Source organism: Prevotella ihumii (genome assembly GCF_900155655.1).
GTDB lineage: Bacteria > Bacteroidota > Bacteroidia > Bacteroidales > Bacteroidaceae > Prevotella > Prevotella ihumii.
In genome coordinates this window covers 413,929-432,713 of the sequence record NZ_LT706987.1, presented here as the reverse complement: position 1 = coordinate 432,713, position 18,785 = coordinate 413,929, and the positions used below count along the sequence as shown (strand labels likewise).

General features: G+C 43.8%; 12 protein-coding genes and 2 pseudogenes. 4 read left to right on the top strand and 10 right to left on the bottom strand.

All coding sequences use genetic code 11. The features are described from left to right. Positions 1 to 5 precede the first annotated feature (5 nt). On the top strand, positions 6 to 1,556 hold the full coding sequence (locus tag CZ367_RS02005) for a DUF438 domain-containing protein (protein ID WP_077195480.1): 1,551 nt from the start codon (positions 6 to 8) through the stop codon (positions 1,554 to 1,556). 14 nt (positions 1,557 to 1,570) lie between these two features. Further along, positions 1,571 to 2,446, top strand: a complete 876-nt coding sequence (locus CZ367_RS02000; RefSeq protein WP_077195479.1) for a hypothetical protein — start codon at positions 1,571 to 1,573, stop codon at positions 2,444 to 2,446. A 340-nt stretch (positions 2,447 to 2,786) separates the two neighbouring features. Here CZ367_RS02000 and CZ367_RS14670 read toward each other — a convergent pair. The 4 genes and pseudogenes from CZ367_RS14670 to CZ367_RS16615 all read right to left on the bottom strand — a co-directional run. Further along, positions 2,787 to 3,086 (bottom strand): annotated as a pseudogene (locus tag CZ367_RS14670) (IS1380 family transposase); the annotation flags it as partial. A 66-nt stretch (positions 3,087 to 3,152) separates the two neighbouring features. Beyond that, positions 3,153 to 4,916: an IS66 family transposase gene (gene tnpC, locus CZ367_RS01985; protein ID WP_237581480.1), complete on the bottom strand. Its 1,764-nt coding sequence runs from the start codon at positions 4,914 to 4,916 to the stop codon at positions 3,153 to 3,155. 84 nt (positions 4,917 to 5,000) lie between these two features. Then, the gene (gene tnpB, locus CZ367_RS01980; protein WP_077195478.1) at positions 5,001 to 5,345 is read right to left on the bottom strand and encodes an IS66 family insertion sequence element accessory protein TnpB; all 345 of its coding nucleotides are present in this window, start codon (positions 5,343 to 5,345) and stop codon (positions 5,001 to 5,003) included. 309 nt (positions 5,346 to 5,654) lie between these two features. Next, positions 5,655 to 5,912 (bottom strand): annotated as a pseudogene (locus tag CZ367_RS16615) (helicase); the annotation flags it as partial. Positions 5,913 to 6,302: 390 nt separating this feature from the next. Here CZ367_RS16615 and CZ367_RS01970 point away from each other — a divergent pair. Continuing rightward, a complete protein-coding gene (locus CZ367_RS01970; RefSeq protein WP_144005925.1) occupies positions 6,303 to 9,113 on the top strand; it encodes a DUF8202 domain-containing protein in 2,811 nt (936 codons plus the stop codon). On the opposite strand, the gene CZ367_RS01965 is transcribed toward CZ367_RS01970, so the two are convergent. From CZ367_RS01965 to CZ367_RS01940, 6 genes are all read right to left on the bottom strand, one after another. Beyond that, the gene (locus tag CZ367_RS01965) at positions 9,071 to 9,409 is read right to left on the bottom strand and encodes a DUF2149 domain-containing protein (protein WP_025072679.1); all 339 of its coding nucleotides are present in this window, start codon (positions 9,407 to 9,409) and stop codon (positions 9,071 to 9,073) included. The two genes, CZ367_RS01970 and CZ367_RS01965, sit on opposite strands and share 43 nt — an antisense overlap. Beyond that, entirely contained in the window at positions 9,406 to 10,008 is a 603-nt protein-coding gene (locus CZ367_RS01960) for a MotA/TolQ/ExbB proton channel family protein (protein ID WP_025072678.1), read from the bottom strand. Before CZ367_RS01960 ends, CZ367_RS01965 begins: the two co-directional genes overlap by 4 nt. 59 nt (positions 10,009 to 10,067) lie before the next feature. Continuing rightward, on the bottom strand, positions 10,068 to 10,751 hold the full coding sequence (locus CZ367_RS01955; protein ID WP_077195476.1) for a hypothetical protein: 684 nt from the start codon (positions 10,749 to 10,751) through the stop codon (positions 10,068 to 10,070). Between the two features lie 154 nt (positions 10,752 to 10,905). Beyond that, a complete protein-coding gene (locus CZ367_RS01950; RefSeq protein WP_077197334.1) occupies positions 10,906 to 15,087 on the bottom strand; it encodes a cobaltochelatase subunit CobN in 4,182 nt (1,393 codons plus the stop codon). A 15-nt stretch (positions 15,088 to 15,102) separates the two neighbouring features. Next, entirely contained in the window at positions 15,103 to 17,340 is a 2,238-nt protein-coding gene (locus CZ367_RS01945; RefSeq protein WP_077195475.1) for a TonB-dependent receptor, read from the bottom strand. Between the two features lie 227 nt (positions 17,341 to 17,567). Next, positions 17,568 to 18,281 carry an HmuY family protein gene (locus tag CZ367_RS01940; protein WP_077195474.1) on the bottom strand — a complete coding sequence of 238 codons (714 nt, stop codon included), beginning with the start codon at positions 18,279 to 18,281 and terminating at the stop codon, positions 17,568 to 17,570. 240 nt (positions 18,282 to 18,521) lie between these two features. Between CZ367_RS01940 and CZ367_RS14660 the strand changes: the two genes are divergently transcribed. Then, entirely contained in the window at positions 18,522 to 18,740 is a 219-nt protein-coding gene (locus CZ367_RS14660) for a hypothetical protein (protein WP_202613106.1), read from the top strand. The last annotated feature ends 45 nt before the right edge of the window (positions 18,741 to 18,785 follow it).

Genomic DNA, 18,785 nt, shown 5'->3' with positions numbered 1-18,785 from the left:
TTGTTATGAATAAGAAAATATGCGAAATGCAACGGCACTTGCCTAAGATAGAGATAGAACGACTGCAATATTTGGCTGACATCAAAAAGCAATACGCTTTTGGAACTATTTCGCTTGAGGAAGCCAAACGACAACTGAAAGAGAAAGTGGGCAAGCTGAAACCCTATCATTATGCCTTGATGGAGCAGACAATGACGGAAGAAGACCCCGAGGAATGTTTCAAGGAAAATCTTTCCGAGCTCAACAAGCTATTGGAGGAGATGATGGATTACAGCATTCCAACCTTGCCTGATGATCACCCCATTCGTCACTACTATCGCGAGAATGAGGAGATGCGTCGCATACTGAACGCTGCCGAAGACTTGGTACAGTATCCTGTGATTAAGAATCAGTGGTTGGAACTGTTGGACAAAGCCTCTGCCTACCTCATACACTATACCCGAAAACAAAATCAGCTCTATCCGATACTTGAGAAGAAAGGATTTGACCGTCCCACCGTCACCATGTGGACCTTTGACGACATGATTTCCAACTGCGTGAAGAAGTTGAATCCATTGCTTGAAGCTAACGATGAAGAGACTTTTGTCGCACAAGTGAAAGAGTTGATACCCTATCTCCGCGACTTGATGGATAAAGAAGAGGCCATCCTCTATCCAACCTCGCTCGCTTTGATCAAAGAAGAGGAATTTGAGGAAATGAAGAGTGGAGACCAAGAGATAGGTTTTGCCTTTATCAATGTGGCAAAGACAGAGAAGAAAGATAACATCCGCCCTGCCGACGGCTTTGCTCAAGAACTGCAATCGTTGTTGGCGAAGTATGGCTACGCCGTGAAACACGACCAACCGTTAGACGTGACAACAGGCAAGCTCACGCTCAAGCAAATCAATCTCATCTACCAGCATTTGCCTTTCGACATCTCGTTTGTCAACGAAGATGAACTGGTGCAATTCTACTCTGATACCGACCATCGCATATTTCCTCGCTCTAAAAACGTGATAGGGCGAAAAGTAGAAAACTGCCATCCACGCAAGAGCGTGCACATCGTTCGTGAAATAGTGGAAAAGATGCGAAGCGGCGAACAGGACAAGGCGGAATTTTGGATTAACAAGCCTAATCTGTTTATCTATATCACTTACTATGCTGTGAGAGACAAGCAGGGCGATTTCAGAGGCATCCTTGAAGTGATGCAAGACTGTACTCGCATTCGTACTCTCACTGGGTCGCAGACGCTTCTCACATGGGCAGACGAAAAAGAGAAGTATGCCACACCGCCCACCTCTACAATGACAGACTCTATGGAAACAGAGAAAGATGACGACAAACAGATAGCAGAGATTACCGAAGACACTATGCTCAAAGATCTTTTCTCTCAATATCCTGGTCTAAAGGAAACCTTGGCTCAGCAATACGCACCTTTTAAAATGTTGCAAACAGCATTGGGAAAATTGATTCTGAAAAAAGCTACTATCAAGATGGCGGGAGAACGGTCCGGATTAGGAACAAAAAAGCTCATCACGATGATACGGCAGGCCATACATCGCATCAGTCAGTCATAACATATCTCAATAATATGGATAAGAAAGTAAGAGAATACTACTGGTGGCGCACCATCGCCTCATTTCTATTGGTGCTTTTCGCCATGCCCTTAGGTCATGCGCTGATGATATTGATGGAGAAATTTATGAGTGAGGAAGCCATGCATATTGCAGGTTTTGCGATGGGCTTTGCAGGATTAATCCTTGTTATTATCGGGGTGTTCGTAAAAGGGGACACGCGCCAGACCCTTTGGGGACTTTTTGGCGGTCTGCTCTTCTGGACGGGCTGGGTGGAATTCCTCTTCCTCTATTACGCCCGTCGTTACGGTGTGTCGCCCGAAATAGAGAATGGCGTGGTGGTGACGAAGCCCGAATACCTTATTATGCCGGCCTCGTTTGGCTTGTGGATGATGGTGATGACCATGTATGTGTTCAGCACAAAGAACGGATGCGACCTGATTACATGGATACAAAAGGTATGTTTTCGAAGCAAACGCAAGGTTGTGGTGGTGCAACCCATGACGCACCACACGAGCATCGTCACGTTCATGGAACTGAACATGATTCTTTGGGCAATGTACTTGCTGCTCATGTTCTGCTACGACAAGCATTTCCTTGGCGATCATCATCCCGTAACATTCCTTGTGGGTATGGGTTGCCTCGTGGGTTCGTTCTTCATGCTGCGCCGCCAGCTACGTCTTGCCTCATGGGGAGCGAACATACGAATGGCGATTGCCACGGTCATCGTGTTCTGGACGCCCGTAGAGATACTCGGGCGCATCAATTTCTTCAACGAGTTCTGGGTGGAGCCGGAGAAATATGTATGGCAGATGGTGGTTATCCTTATAGTGTTTCTTTCATTGGGTGTTTACCTTTGGTTGAAGAGTAGGTTACGAAAGAGAACCAAATAAAGTGAAAAGGGCATCGAGTGAAGAAATCAACATAGAGAACAACACCATAAATGGTTAGGAATAGTCTTAGCCCCATTTATCCCAAATCGGTCGTTAGCCCAAGTTTAACGGGCATAATTATTTTTCATAATTTTTTAGTGTGTTTTGAGGGTTTCAGGTTTGCTAAGTACTTAATAATCAGCCGTAGCGTTTTCTGAATACGGACTAAATCTGATTTGGATGTCTTTTTGGGGCTCTATATGTTGATATGAGGTGCTTCGGTGTTTTTGGGGTCTTTTCTAAGCATAAAATCCCCCATCCAAACCAATGGGGAAGTATGAAAAACCACAAAAAATGATGTTTATTCAATGAAGACCTCAGCGTAGTAGTTTTTATTTGTATATAGGTTCAGAACGTTCTGCCTTCCAGTGCGCACCCATTTTGCTGGTACGCTGACAAAATGGAGGATAAAGGCTTTCAGCCTGCTTGTCTTTTTCAATGGTTTGACCTTATCGCTGATATGACGGACGAGATAGAGATAGAAGTTCTTCAGCATAGCGGTAACCATCATGAAAACCATATTCTCAGCCATAAAGGAAAAGGGCAGATGTGACCATCCGAAGTCATTGTTCTGTATGTCGAAGTTCTTTTGTAAGCATCCAATATTAGCCGCCTTTCACACCAATAAATAACCCTTATATGTCTGGCAGCATATAAGGGTTATTTGTTATTTGAAGTTTGAAGGTAGCATTTTCGTGAGTTCCTCCTCCGTCATGTCTGGCAAGGGCCTTGAAAGAACTTCTTTCATCCATTTGTATGGCTCTATGCCTGCTTCCCTGCAACACGCCATGAAGGTATAGAAGATGGCGTTGTTCTCTGCTCCCTCATTGTTACCACAGAACAGGTAGTTCTTTCTTCCAAGCGTGATGGGTCTGATGGCCTGTTCCATAAGGTTGTTGTCTATGTTGAAGCGTCCGTCCTGCACATACCTGCCAATGCGTATCCATACGGCGAAGGCATAACGCAGTGCCTTCTCCATAGCTTCGCCTGGGGTGTACTGTTTGTGTACATCCAACATATAGGTCTCCAAATACTTAAGAATGGGGTAAGCTTTAGCCTTTCGTTCTGTCTCCACTTCCTCGGGTGGTGCTTTCTTGTGTTTGAGGTTTTCCTCCAACTCATAAAGCGTGGCTATCGTTTCGATGATATGGGCGGCGTTCTTATCGTCAGCCGCCAGATGTTCGAACTTACGTCTCACGTGTGCCATACATCCTAACAGCACGATGCCCTGAACGTTCTCAAACCTGCTGTAGACCTCATACCCGTCAGACTGTATGGCACCCTGGTAGCCCTTGAAGAGCTCATCTGCCACAGCGCCCGACCGCGACCCGCCCTTCCAATGGAAGAACACACCCTGGGAGTGCATGGCGTCACGCACGCCCCACAAGTATCCCTTGCGCGTCTTTCCCTTGCGGTCGGCAACCTGTACGCTGGTCTCGTCAACTTGAAGATAAGGACTTTGCAGGATCTGGCTTACTTGAAGTTTGTAAAGTGGATAAAGTGCATCGGCGGCATCGTGAACCCAACTGTTGACGGTTGAGGTGGGGATGTTCACGCCCAGTTCCTTCCATCTTTCACATTGCCTATACTCGGGCTGGTGATAGGCGAATTTGGCGGTGATGATTTCGGCGAGCAGGGAAGCGTCGGCAAAACAATCCACCGCTTGCTTTTTCAAGGGGGCTTCCAGGATGTCAACCTTCGCATCCGTTGGCCGGGCTTCCTTCAGACGGCAGATGACACGGTCCTCCACCCTGACATAAAAGGATGAGGGACGCAGGCACAGATGCTCGCTCCTGTCATGCCCGATGATGACCATGCGCTCAGCGTCATAACCCTCTGGATATATCTCCGTCACCTGTCGCTCTATATTCTCGGGAACATAGGAGGCGTAGGCTCTACCCTTTCTGGAAGGACGGCTCACACGGCGTGATGACCTGCGTTGTCCGGCCTGCTGTTTTATCTCCTTGATGATGGGAAGGGCTTCCACCTGAGCCAGGGAACCCTCTTTGGCCCACTGTTCGTCAAAAAGCGTACCCGCCCAGCCGCTTGCACTCTCAGGCAGGCGTTTCTCGCTGCGCCTGCCAAATACCATGCGCTCAAGTTCAAGAATACGACGGGACTTTCGTTCCAGCTCAGCATCCTTAATCTTAAGCTCAGCCTCCTTAATCTTAAGCTCAGCCTCCTTATCCTTAAGCTCAGCATCCTTGTTCTTAAGCTCAGCATTCTTATCTTTAAGCTCTGCATCCTTATCTTTAAGCTCTGCATCCTTATCTTTAAGCTCTGCATCCTTATCTTTAAGCTCTGCATCCTTATCCTTAAGTTCAGCATCCTTGTTCTTGAGTTGAGTATCCTTGTCCTTAAGCTCAGCATCCCTTTGCTCAAGAAGTTTAACAACAGCTTCCCGAGTGAGAGAATGGTAGTCAGATGTCATTGTGCAATAAGGCATATCCATCACATTATCAGTTCTTTATACGATGTAAAATTACAAAAAATATCTGACACTGGCAAGAAAATACTAAGATTTATTGTATCTTTTTCTTCGGTAGCAATTAGGATTTATACCTTCAATATAGAGTACCAATTCGTCCCAGCGAAGTTCATAAAATCCAGCTCTCGCCCGTATGATTTTAGGACTCAGGCAACCCTGTGCCATCTGTTTATGATACACGACAAAACCACAGCGTTCCCAGTGCAGCAATTTAATTCGGTTACGGGCTCGATTGTAGAAAACGTAGACAACACCATCAGAAGGATTGAAGTCATTGCTGCGTACCAATTGGGACAGGCGAAGAATACCCTGACGCATATCCACAGGAGTGCAACAAACCCGAAAAACATTTGTTTCGTTGAGTACAAACATAAGTTTTTCGGGCAAAGGTAGTAAAGCAAGAATGTTACACAAAGGCGGCTAATATTGGATGCTTACTTTGATAGCATAATAACAACACTAAAACTTGAATAAATAAGTGCCAATAGAATTAGATGTGAATATTTTAAGGTGTATCTACAATTTATTTCTCTAAAAATACACTGTTTTCATCAGAAAATATTATCTTTGCATTATCAATTTAAGTGCTCTTTGAAGTAATGCAGAATAAAGAAAGAGTAAGAAACTTGCTCGTTTCCAACTCGTAACCCTTTTATCCTTTACACTTCCTTATTCTATTGATTATCTGAAAGATACAAATATCTTGAATCTTTTGCGGGCGTAATCAGTTGCAATCAGCATCTTTGCCTTTTCCTCACTCTCGCTCAACGGCGCACGCCCCAAAAGCGTGGCATCACCGTTTTTGGCAAACTCCATCAACTTGCCGATAAACTCCTCCTGTTCAGGTGTCGGCGGAATGTTATGGAGTATCTCGTTTTTTTCGGGACGATCGATGCCTATATCCTTTGCTGTGCGGAAATCGCAAATCTCCGCATAAAAGTAATAGAAGCGAATGTAATCGGCTGATTACAAAAGGAAAGCATAAATAAGAATAATAAAAGGTGAACGACTTGGAAACGAGCGAGTTTCTTTCTCCTTCTTTCTTTTGCAATGCCTCAAAGAACTCTTTATTCTTGTTTGCAAAGATATAAATTTTTCACAAGAAGATATACGGATTTCAAGAAATTCATAGAAAACTTCACTATATGAAATTGGAAAAATTGGAAAAATTATGAAAATCAGAGAAAAAAGATGCTGAACAATTTGTTGTAAACAATTTGGTTTTATATATTTTCGTCATATTTTCCTGTAATATAAGAAAGATTTTTTGAAGACTTACCTGAGAATCTATTTGAAAGTCTAAAATAAAGACACTAAACACAATAGCTTATGAGAAACTATTACCTATCCTTATGTCTATTCCTGCTATCTTTCCCGCTATATGTGGAAGCTCAGTCGCCAGGTGGCGTTGACGGTGCGGAGCTCTGGCACATGACGGTACCCATGAACACGGATTTAACTGGCAATTACTTCTGGAGGGACTATGCCGGGGATACCGTGCGTTCACGAATCTTGGACAAACAGAGCGGTCGATATGGAAAGGAATTTATACAGTCCCAGCAGCATGTGCGCACGTTTAACTTCCGCCCTGCCCTTAACCTCTCCCAAGTAAATGCTCCCAAGGTTTCCCTGATGAAATACAGTTCATTGGGTCAGGCGACCGTTATCGGACTCTTTTGTCACAAACCTGCGGATGCCAAAAAGGATGCCGTGCTGTATACGTTGAGTGGTCGTCCCGGTAGCGGTGTCCTAATGTCCAAGGACAAAGCTGTTGGTGTCAGTGGCACGAGTACGTTGGATTACGGCAAAGAATACGGACAAGATCTTCTTTACGGTAGTGTGGACACCACAGCCACGGAAACATTTGAGGAAAGTGCCCTCAGGATAGTATCCTATATCAAAGCTAACAAGGCCGTGCGTTCTGTATGGGGTGAGAAATGTGGAGGTTTCTATTCTGTTGGTTCCACCTGTAACGGTCAGGATGTCAATCTCAAAAATGCTTTCAGCACCACCGATATTGGCAATAATATCTTTGATGGCTACAGCCCCGAAGCTATCGTATTCTCTCGCCATCTCACCAATACTGAGCGGCTTAGAATTGAAAGTTACCTTGGTTTAAAGTACGGCGTCACGCTGAAAGGTTCCTACCTTGATCCACGTGGCAATCTCATTTGGGATGCATCAGCTAATGCTGCATACCATCACCGCGTAACGGGCATCGCTCGTGAGGATGTTGAGTTGCTTTTCCAGCCCGTGTCAACGACCTCTTATGAGGAAACACCTCTGTATTCTTCCCTCCATGATACTTATTACAAGTCCAAGCCCTATAACCTTTCCTCCGAATCCCGCTTATTAGTTATCGGGCAGGAACATGGCAGTCCCATTCCGGACGGGTCCTATATGATTTGGCGTGACAATGGGGTTAACACCGCCATCGGCATACCTGAGAAATATTCCTCTTGGCATGTCATGAACCGAAAGTGGCTCACATCCACCAATATACACGAAACGGCTGACACGACGGCCGTATGGGGTGGCAGTGGGTTTTACTTTGAGCGCGACGGACATTTCACCTCGCTCCTACAAAATGACAAGGACATGACAGCCGTAGCATACAGCAAGCCCCTTGTCGGGACAGACGGAAGCATTTCCATGCTTTGCCCTTTCAGTCCTTTTGATGTGGGCTTCACGGACGAAGCGAAGAGCATCACGGTATACGGCTATCGCATAAGAGACGGAAAAGTATATTCCATCATCAAAGGCATTCCACAGACAGAAGCCCTATGTGCCATCAACGTAGGAGAAAGAATGATTATCCGCAAGACAGGCAATGCGCTCCATCTCATCATATCAGCCGAAGGCGATGTGAAGTATACTGTGGATATTCCTGAAAGCGAAGCAAAGCGAATTGCTTTCATCCGTCCCATTGACAATGCCTATCGTCTGGAAATCAGAGACGTTCTCGCCAGTGGATTCGGTGTGACAGGTAATGTTATTGAGCTCGCCACGAATTTGCTGAAAGATAAGCAGTTCGTTAAAAACGCATCCAATGCCCTTTTGCTGATTGATGGCACGGGAAAGTGCGAATGGGATCCCGAGACGGTACGTGTTTATCGTTGCAGTGAACAGGATGCCAAGAGAGGTAAGTTTATCTTCCATAACGTATTCTTTGACACTGACGGTAACGGCAGTGATGTATTTACCTTCGGCTATCATGATGGCGTCTTCGCTCGTTTGACGCCAAAGCCAGCCAGCTGCATAGATAGTAAGCCACAGGCAGACGGCAGTATTGATGTGAAAGTTCTCTTCGGCAATCCATCCTATCGCTATGAGGTACGTGCTGAATCTGTTTCAGGTCTAGTTACAGACTCCCTTGTGCAATCGGGCTTGATGACTACTGATCACGCTACCATCAAAAAACTTCTTCCCGGTATCTACCACGTTGATGTCATTCAGACAGGAGGTACCGTGCTCACAGCCAACATGTCTGAAAATAAAGGAGAGTCATATGCTAACTCCCCCGGTAAGTTTCCTGAATCCACTTTCTCGTGGAGTGTCAGCGACATGACATCCGTCTATCATGCAGGTATGAGTTCAGTCATCAGGCTGGGCGGGCTTCCCGACTTCGGTTTCTCTGTGAACGGTTCCACAGTTACGGTCATTGTTAAAGGAAAAGTGGACGAACAAAAGCAGTTTACCGTTGCCAAAGGCGACGTACTGTCCCTAACATACAGTGGCAAGTACTTGGATTACCGTATCAACGGCAAGAGCGTCAATCAGTACAAAGGTTTACTTCTTTCCAGTTGGCATTTCAGTTCTATATTCACGAAACGCCATTCTTCTTTGAGTAATCTCCTGGTCAACGACCAGCCGTGTCCAATACTGACGAAATCTTCGGATGTTTCTGTTGAAACTATTCTGCGCAGCTTATATGACAAGAAGGTAACTATCACCAGTGAGTGCGGAGGTTCGGTTGAATCCCAGCCGATGAAAAGAAGCAGCTGCGAAGATGGGATCGCTATTTCTGACGACAGCGCATTCAAGGTGACTGATAACGGTAATCATTCTTTTACTGCAAAACTTTCCATGAGTAGTTCTCATTCGGGCACATATATCACCTGTCCATTATCTAATTCGTAGGCTATTCCTATTTTTTTCCCTCTGGAACCATCGGCATTACTTTTATCGTTGGACGGTGTATAACGCTCTATTTTTTTACCTTTTTTGGTAATAATCTCCATATTTTCCTTACCTGGATTTTTTACCATCGTAAAATCCTGACTGCTGAACATCTCTGGCATCTTGTACCGTGTTACCAATGCCACCATGAGAGCCACGGCAAAGACCATAGACACGTCAAACAGATTGCCCACCACACTCATGGGATTAAAATCTTCATCGTTTGAAGATGATGCATAACGGCGACGTCTTCTCATACCCTCTCCTTGTTTTCTAAGATTAAATCTGCCAAGAACTCTAATTGCGTGCGCTGCTGCATGAACCAACGCCGCTTAACCTGCATTGTTATCATGCCTACGCCAGCCGAGAATAATCCTACGACGGTTGTGGCAAAAGCCACTTGCATATTGTACGCCATAGAAGCAATGTCGCCTGTTGACAATCCCACAAGAGCAGGTCCCATGGGAATAAGCGTTCCCATAAGTCCCAACTGTGGGCCTAATTTAGCCAACAAGGCAGGCGCGCCTATCTCTTTATTATAATCTATTTCAAATTGTGAAAGCAACCTCTCAATGTGTTGCTCGCTTCCTTTCGCATCTAATATGCGATGCGCGTAAACCAAAAGAGGCGACGTTCTTTGCGTAGGCAGCTGCTCTTTGAGACTGGGCAATCCATCGACGGTAAGAGTGTCGAAATGCTTTTCAATGACACGCACCGTATGTCGCATGCCAAGATACTGTCCGAAGAATGTCCCTAACAAAAGTAATGCTCGGATAAAGAGCAACAATAAAATTACGATGACAGGAATTAAAAGTCCTGTGGTAATCCAAAAAAGAAAATCTGAAATATAAGTCATATTTGTTTTTATTTAGTTTTCAATCAAGATGTTTTTACAATCATGTATTTATCAATGTCCTATTTTATTTTAATGTAACGTATCAATGCCCCTAAGAAAACGCCCAGTGAAAGCAACAAAGTCACTCCAACCGTAGCGAACCAATTAACTGGCGAATTGCTATTTTGTGGCGTTGATACCCGAACCGTTGCCACGACGGCAATCATTGCCACGATTAAATTTGAAAGGAAAAGCATTTCTAAGCGTACGTCTCTATCGCCTAAAAGTCTTCGCAACAGAAAAGTGAGCAATGGTATGGATACGACAAATACTGCCGCCAATACATATGCTATGAGCGAGAACGAGAGGCCGGGCAAGCCAAAGATGCACTCAACCAGCATGGCAAAAACAACAGGAAAGATTGCAAAGCCTGGCCACCATTGTAATATAGCGTAATATATTTCTTGACGAAACGTAGCAGCCTGTGGCATCTTTGTCTTTTCCCGCGCTGCAACCATACAAAAAAGCAATTGGACAATAATGTCTACTGAGAGTATGACAGCCATATTTTGCATAATCGTCTCAGAAGCTAACCATTCGGCTATATGCGTACGCGATTGGTTAATGGCGATTTTCCATGTACTTATCGTAAACACTGCTATGAGCATGGTGTATACTACAATTCCTTTCCACGTTCCAAAGGTTTGCTTCAATAGAAAATTGAAGCAAACCAATAACATAAGAATAGCTATGACAGTAACCATTTTATCAATTTCATTGTTTATTTTTTTTGCTCTTTGCTGATTCTGAAAATTATCTATGATGAATTTTTAACATGTTTTTTAAATCAAGATGTACCCTCATATAATCACATTTACTCATAAGATGGTATTTTTCAGAAACAGCCTTCCTTCATTTTTATCGCATTTTACGATTGCGTCGCACAATGAATGCAACAGCAATTATAGCAATAAGTACGACAATGATAATAACCGTACCGTTTACGGAGTCAGAGGTAGTATTCTGGTTGTCAGACAGAGTTTCCTTCTTCATGGTCATCCCCTGTTTGCCATCAGTAGCCTTCTCTCTTATCTGATTAATGTTTCGGAGATATTGTTGCTGTTGAACGGCATTGTCCGCTCCCTCCTTCGCGATAAACTGACGGAGTTTATTATTGTTACACACAAATCCTGAGCATGAGGGTTTAAAGCGGTTCACTAAGTCCATGTGCCGCGAAGCCAAGGTCTTTATTTGTTCGTGCGTAGGTTTCCACATACCTTTGCGCGCGCCTTCCAGCATCACGGCCGTTATCTCTTCAAGAGCTGCAGGATTTTTTTGTTCAAAATACTTCTGTATTCCTACTTTATATTCGTCTTTGATGTAAACTTGATAAATTTTATCCCAAAACTGTTGGTCAATCACGTTGGTACGCATCACGTTCCAACCAAAAGTGTTTTGTATGGTTTTGGCAAACTCATCAGCACCCTCTTTTCCGCTCTTGATGTGTTCCTTGATGTAAGCAGGATTGAAGATAGTAGTTCGGCTCTCTATACCCACCGCCTCTTTTAAATCTTGCATACGCATATTGTAATGATTGCGCATATCACTAATGTAAGCATCGGGTTCTTTGCCTGTTGCCTTGGTGACGGCTATGTTGAGTCCGCCCATAAACTCATAAACATGGTCTAAACTTAATGCTCCCCATAAGTTACTTTGTCGCGGTTGAACTATGACATCTGTACGAGTAAGGGCAGCTTCGAAAGCATATTGTTTAAAATCTTCCCACTCTTTGTCATCGCCATAGAAAGCCCCCATATTATTAAGATAGGTATCCGCTATTTCTGAACGGTTTTCCCATTGGTCGCTACTCATTACCATCGGCTGTATGTTGGTGCCATAACTGCCATTTACTCCGCCAAACACCCGTCGTGCAGCCATGCTTCGTGCTTCTTTTGGTGAAACCCCTTTCTCTGTCAGCACTCGCTCGGTCTCCTTTACTCCCTCGCTTACCATGTTTTCATACTTATCATCATGAGCAGCGGCGGCCATTTCGACAGCCCTGTTGATTAAGAATAAACGTGATGCGGCTAAGTCTCGCAACTGTCCGGAGGTCTGTACAACTACATCTATGCGTGGACGTCCTAACTCTTTTGACGGAATAAGCTTGATGTCTGATATGCGTCCAAAGAAATCACGAACTGGTTCTACCCCCAAAAGGTATAAAATTTGGGCAATAGATGCGCCTTGTGTTTCAATAAATTCACTACTCCAAAGTGTAAAGCTCACTTTTCTTGGAATGCTGTCATGGTGATGTTGCCGATATAGGGCAATGGTGTTTTCTGCCAGTTGTTTACCTTGTTCCCATGCAGCTTCGCTGGGAGTTGTTTCGGCATTAATGCTATACATGTTACGCCCTGTTGGCAATGTGTTTGGATTCGTCACGGGATCGCCACCCGATGAGGGTGATGTATACCCACCATTCATTGCGTTAAGTATGCTTCTCAATTCCATTGCTGGGCTTTGTATCAGCAATTTGCGGTATTTCGCCACGTTCATAATTGTTCGTTCGGCTTCTATAACAGCAAACGCGAAATCCTTTTCATGAGATGAGAACGAAGGCTTTTGCATTCTCATGCCACCCATTCCCATTCCTTTTGGCATATTTCCTTTCATGGAATTCATGTTCTTTTTCATGCCTTTAGCCATCGGTGACTTTTTACTCATGCCTTGCATCATAGCCATCATACTGGATGGCGCATTAAGTGCCTCGCAAAGATGATGTGCTTTTTGCAATTCGGCTGGAGCGATACCTAATACTTGGCACACCATTTTTGGATTGCCAAGAGAAGGGTTTGCAAGAAGTTTATCTACTAACTTCTGAGCAGGGTAAAGATAACGTTGTACGAACAAAGAACGTTGTTTCATCATGACATCAGATGCTCTCCCCTTTTGCTTGTCTACTGCGAATTGCGCATATGCAATAGGATCGGCACACATAGCCATAACCGTAGAGTGCAAGCCTTGGGTATCATAAGGTACTCCCATCGTGTATAAATGCCCACCGATCTTTTCGGTTGCCAATTCTTCAATAAAGTTGTCTACCTGTTGCATCTGCTCCTCATTGTACGGCTGCTTAAGGTTCGCATCTAATTGTAAGTCGCGATGAATGCCCATTTTCACAACCATCGCCTTCACTTGCAAGGCTGTTTCCGTTATACCAGGAAGTTTTTTAGCCACTTTGGTATGATACACATCCATTTTATCCAATAATGCCTTGTACATAGTGCGTACGTCATTCTTCATATAAGGCTGTGTAAGATAGGTTTGCAAGCAAGCATACGAACGGCGTTTGGCGATGACTCCCTCGCCGACATTACCTACTGTGTATATATATAAATGAGGAATTGAACCCACTAATCTATCGGGCCAGTCCTCATTGCTCAAAGCAATTTGCTTTTTGGGCGTAAACTCCATGCTGCCATGTGTACCAAAATGCACCAACACGTCGGCCTTAAAGGCATGTTGCATCCACAAATAAGATGCGATGAAAGCATGAGATGGAGCCGCATCTGTTCCGTGTACGATCTTGAAGGAATTACCCTCCGTGCTAACAGCAAGTTGAGGCATGAGAACAATATTGCCCAACTGTATGCGCGGTATAGCCAATTCGCCTTTGTCTGTCGCTAAGTAATTACCGGGAAATTCTCCATTCTTCTCTACTATTTCTTTATATTTCTCACCAACGATAGAAGCCTTTACCCATTTATCATATTCCTCTTTATTTACCAGCGCAGGATGCCCTGTGTGAATGAAATGAGTGATGGCACCTTTGGCATATGTACCCAAAACCGCTCCTTGCTGTTGAATGAGTTTTTCAAGTCCATCTGCAGATGACGGAAGACCTTGCACGTTATACCCCTGTTGCTTCATGGTGGTGAGCAAATTGAACAATGAAGAGCAGACGTCCATACCACTTGCTGTTAAGGCATTTTGGCCAGGCCCCTTGTAATAATAAATGGCAACACGTTTTTTGCTGTTTGGTATATTTTTCAAACGAATATAATTGTTTACCGTTCTCACAAAAGTGTTCAATCTGTCGGGTATCGCATCTACATAATCAAGACCGTCTTTTCCCTTATAATGAGCGAAAAGAGCAAACGGACGGATAGCTCCATCTATCTCTGGCATGGTTACGCTTTGCGATAAAAATCCCCCCATCATTCCCTGTTTGTCATTGCGCCAATCCCTCTCAGGCTGGTTTACGTTGAGCGGAGCGAACAAAGGAATGTTCTTTTGCTGCAAGAAAGCTACCAAATTATCACCAACTCGTCCATGTGCCATATTGATAACTGCACGCAGAGGAATGCTGTCAGCATGTCCCTCTTCTATAAATTTTCGAATGTCGTTAACAGGATAAACATTATTTCCTGTTTGTTCCAATCGTGCAATCAACGAGGTAGGTTCGCCCATCTGACCCATTACCACTATTGCTGGTGCGCCTTTGTGCCACAACCCTTGCTTTTTTAAGTAAGCATTGTATTCGTTTACAGAGTTAAACTGCAAATCATCGGCAGCTTTATCCTCTGTTTTCGGACGATGATGCAACAGCCCTAATATATGTTCTACCACATGTTGTGGCGTTGGAGCCTTAAAGATTTTAGCGTCAATATATTTGCGTACAAACAAGGCGAGATTACGATAGTTTTGTCGTCCACCGTTTCCCAAGTACAGCCGCAAGGTGTCAGCACTTATCTGGTCAATGGTTGTAAAATCGTTTTCAGGAGTTGTAATCATTGTACTTAGCATGGGTATCCCCTTTTGGGCAGCCATCGTGATGAGCTTGCGCTGTTCAGCAGTAAGTTTCAATCCCATGGCTTGTACAAACACCATGTCGTATTTGTTGAGCTCATCAAGATTTTCTACACTTAAATTTTCTATCTTAATCATTCCATTTTCGTTTGCGCGACTAATTTGAGCAAGTTCAATGGCTTGATAATTAACAAATGCAATACGAGTACATGAGAACCAATGATTCCATCCCCATGTTGCCAAAATAATGACTATTATTGTAATAGCGGCAATGATAATTTTCTTTTTCATCATGTTCTAATATGGTTATAACTTGAGCATATCTGCAATATTAATAGAAATCGTAGCAACATAAGTACGACCATTTTGTGGATATTGTAATCCTGAATCAACAGCTTTTTCCTTATAGTTCAGCAAATTATCAATCATGACACCGATAGTAATGCCATGGGGTAATTGCGAACGCAAGTTGAGCGAACAGATAGTGCGTGCATCAAAATCTTCTCGCGTGAAACTCTCAACGACTTTACCTGTCTGCTCATCTTTATTTTTTTTGTAAGTGTAGGCAGAGAGAGCAGAAACCCAGTTGGCGTAGAATGACAATGTTTCTGTCGTCTTTCCCCAAGTCTTTGAATATATGGCACTTAACTTGGCACTATGTGGACGCAACCATGACAGGTTGTATCCATTTTTCTTATTATAATCGGTAATATAAGTATATGCTCCTGCAAGTTGCAGCCCCCAGACAAACTTGTAATTGGCAGTCGCCTCCACCCCAAACGTCCTAACACTGTCGGCGTTTTCCCATCTCATGTCCATGTTTTTTTCAGGATGAACATATGCATAAGTTATCTTATTGAGATAATTATTATAGTAAGAAGACAGGGAAAGGTTTAACCCATTCTTATCATATTCGACAGATGCGGACAATTGGCTTCCCACTTCAGGTTTCAAGTTAGGATTGCCATACATTTGTATAAGTCCACCCATGGTCCATTCTTGATACAACTCTTTTAAGTTTGGCGCACGATACCCTTGTGAATAGCCTGCGCGGACAGTAACAAACGCCCAAGGGCGATACATGACAGATAGTTTGGGTGTAAAGTGCAACTTATATTTTGTAACCTTGTCGGCACGTACGCCCGCCACGATGTTCAGTTGCCGCCATGGTTTCCAGTCTTCCTGCAAACAGCAGGAAAATTGACTTGTGTGCATTTGTGCGGTGTCTGGCAGGAAATAATGTTTTAAGTCTTCGCGAACATAGTCAAAACCTGCGCTTATGGTGTGTTTTCCAAACGTACCCGAATAATACAGTCTTCCCGTTGTGTTGATGTTGCGATACATATGTTCTTTCAGGTCAACCTTGTCAAACACGTTTGTTTTCTGATAGTCGTCACGTATCACGGTCAGTTCTATGTTCTGATTGCTGGTTGGTATGTATGATAGTTTTCCGCTCAAAGTCAAATCCGTATAAACCTGATGTAGTTTTTTGTATTCGTTGCTCGGACGCCTGTTGTTATAGTACGAACCCCGGAAATCGGCGCGTAGCTGGTCATTGAATACATATGACAATTTTTGAGAGACGTCCAATATGCTGTATCCATGAATGGTAGACTGGTAAGCAGGCAGCGTATCACGCACGACCATCCCATTAGACAAACGTGTCTCACGCACCTTACCTGTACTGTCGGCAATGGAATACGACTCGCGCTTGCGATACCCAAACGAGGTGAGTGCTGAAAAGTTCTTACGATTAACACCTGCGGAAACCGAATACATCTCGCCGTTTCGCCCTGCATATCGGGTGGAAACGCGAGCGGTAACGGGACGGAAACCTTTGCGTGTAATGATGTTGATAACACCACCAATGGCTCTGCTGTCGTATAAGGTAGCAGCAGCGCCGCGCACTATCTCTATCCGTTCAATGTCGTTTACGTTAAACCTGCCGTAATCTATGTTGTTTGCACCACCCTCTCCACTGATTCTCTCACCATCGAGCAAAAAAAGTACCGCCTTTCCACCCAGACCCTGGTAAGTGATTTCGGTAGCTTGCGACATGTCATTGTACGAGAATTGCAATCCCGGTAACGCCGTTTGCAGCAGTGTGGTAAGGTCTATGGCGTTTATCGTTTCTATTTCGCGCCGCGAGATAACTCGTGTCAGCACAGGCATGTCTTTTAACGGGCGGTCACTACGAGTGCCGGTTACAACCACCTCGTTCAGGTTGGTGTGCGAGGGGAACAGCGTAATGCTGGCGTTTTGACCGGGGCGTACGATGACATGTTTGGGCTGAAAGCCTACATACGAAGCAGTAATGTCATAATTACGATTTTCGTTGACCGTGATTTCAAACATGCCTTTGCTGTTGGTTCCTTGCTTGATGGTAGTGCCAGAAACCGCAATGAGCGCTCCTGGCAGCGGACAGTTGCATTCATCGGTTACCGTTCCACGAATAGTATAGCGAGAAGATGCAATGTCGGCTTTGGCAGAGGTCGTGACAAATTGGAGTACTGCGAATAAGCAGAGCAAGAATATTTTGTTCATGAAAATAACGAAAAAAAAGAGATGAGAGGGTTACCTACCTTTGATAGTTTGCTTGTTTCTCACCTTATTTATTATATAGTGAGCGATATTGCTGTGAAAGACGTATAGGAGACAACGCCTTTCCGAGGATGAGATATTCTGTTTGATAGATTGCTGCCTTGATTAATCAAAAAAGCCACCTCTCAGCCCTTATCAGCGGAATGAAAGGTGGTTATCTTCACAAGGGTTTAATTCTTTTTAACAAACTTGTAGTCGAATGACACTTGTTTTTTCTTTCCTGTCGCATCAGTAATGTCTGTGAACTTAATGGCTGCAAAACTTCCATCCTTTAATTTTACAATAAAGATGCGCCCTTTGTTTGCCATTTCATATTGCCCCATCGTCACACGACGCATATACTTGTGCAGATTAGGATTAGAAAATCCCTTACTGTATCCCATTGTCGGAGGCATCTGCATCATACCTGCCATATCTACCAAAATCCATACAGGCTTGTCTTTTGTCCATGTTCCACCTTTGGGAAGTTCAGTGATTTGGTCAACAGAAGTAGTGTCCTTACCTGCAATCATTACTTCACCACCATTGGTCATGGGGTCATACAAGTGGAAAGCGATATGCCACTTCTTTGGTTCGTTATTTGCACGCTCGGGTATCGTTTTGGTAATCTGTTGCATTTCGCCCGTTTGCCGGTTCATCATGCCATACACCCATTCACGATAATCTGTCTTGGTTTCTTGCTTGCCGCTTTCCAAATCAATGTAAACCCACTTGTCGTAGTTGGTCATTTGTTCTGCTTGCAACAAAATATCAGCATGCTTGCTAATCACATGTTGTTCTTCTTTCTCTTTCTTTTGGGATAAATCCTCCGATTTGTCACACGATGTCCATGTAAAGACCATGGCTGTAAGCCCCAAAAACAGGGCGATAGTTGTTTTTTTCATTTTAATAATTGTTTGAATAATGAGTGTTATAAATTTGGTTGCAAAGATACGAAGATGAAAAAAAATGCAAAATACCTATTTTTATGTATTTTGCTCACTTGAAGATAAGCTGATAAAATGATTTTTTTAGAGAAGTAACTAGTTGTAGGTAGAAGAAAAATGAAGAGCTTTAATACAAGGTGACAACNTGCCAAGCAGTATACCGGACTCGCGCATTGCCAGGCAAGGCACAAGAATCAGTTGGACTTCTCCTACAACGCATCATTTGCATCACAGAATGTGGCAAAGGTGATGATGAAGGAAAACGGGCTACCGTATTCCATGGCTTCTTTCAAGGAGCTCATGGCGAGCACATACATTGCAAAATTAATTTTCGACAGGTGTCGGAGCATACCGAACCGAAAGTTAATTAGTCATACTATCAAAGAACTCTTTGGCTGGCAGAGGAAAGCTGCGTAACAATTATCTCAAATTTTAACGAACTATTGAACATAAAGAACATAG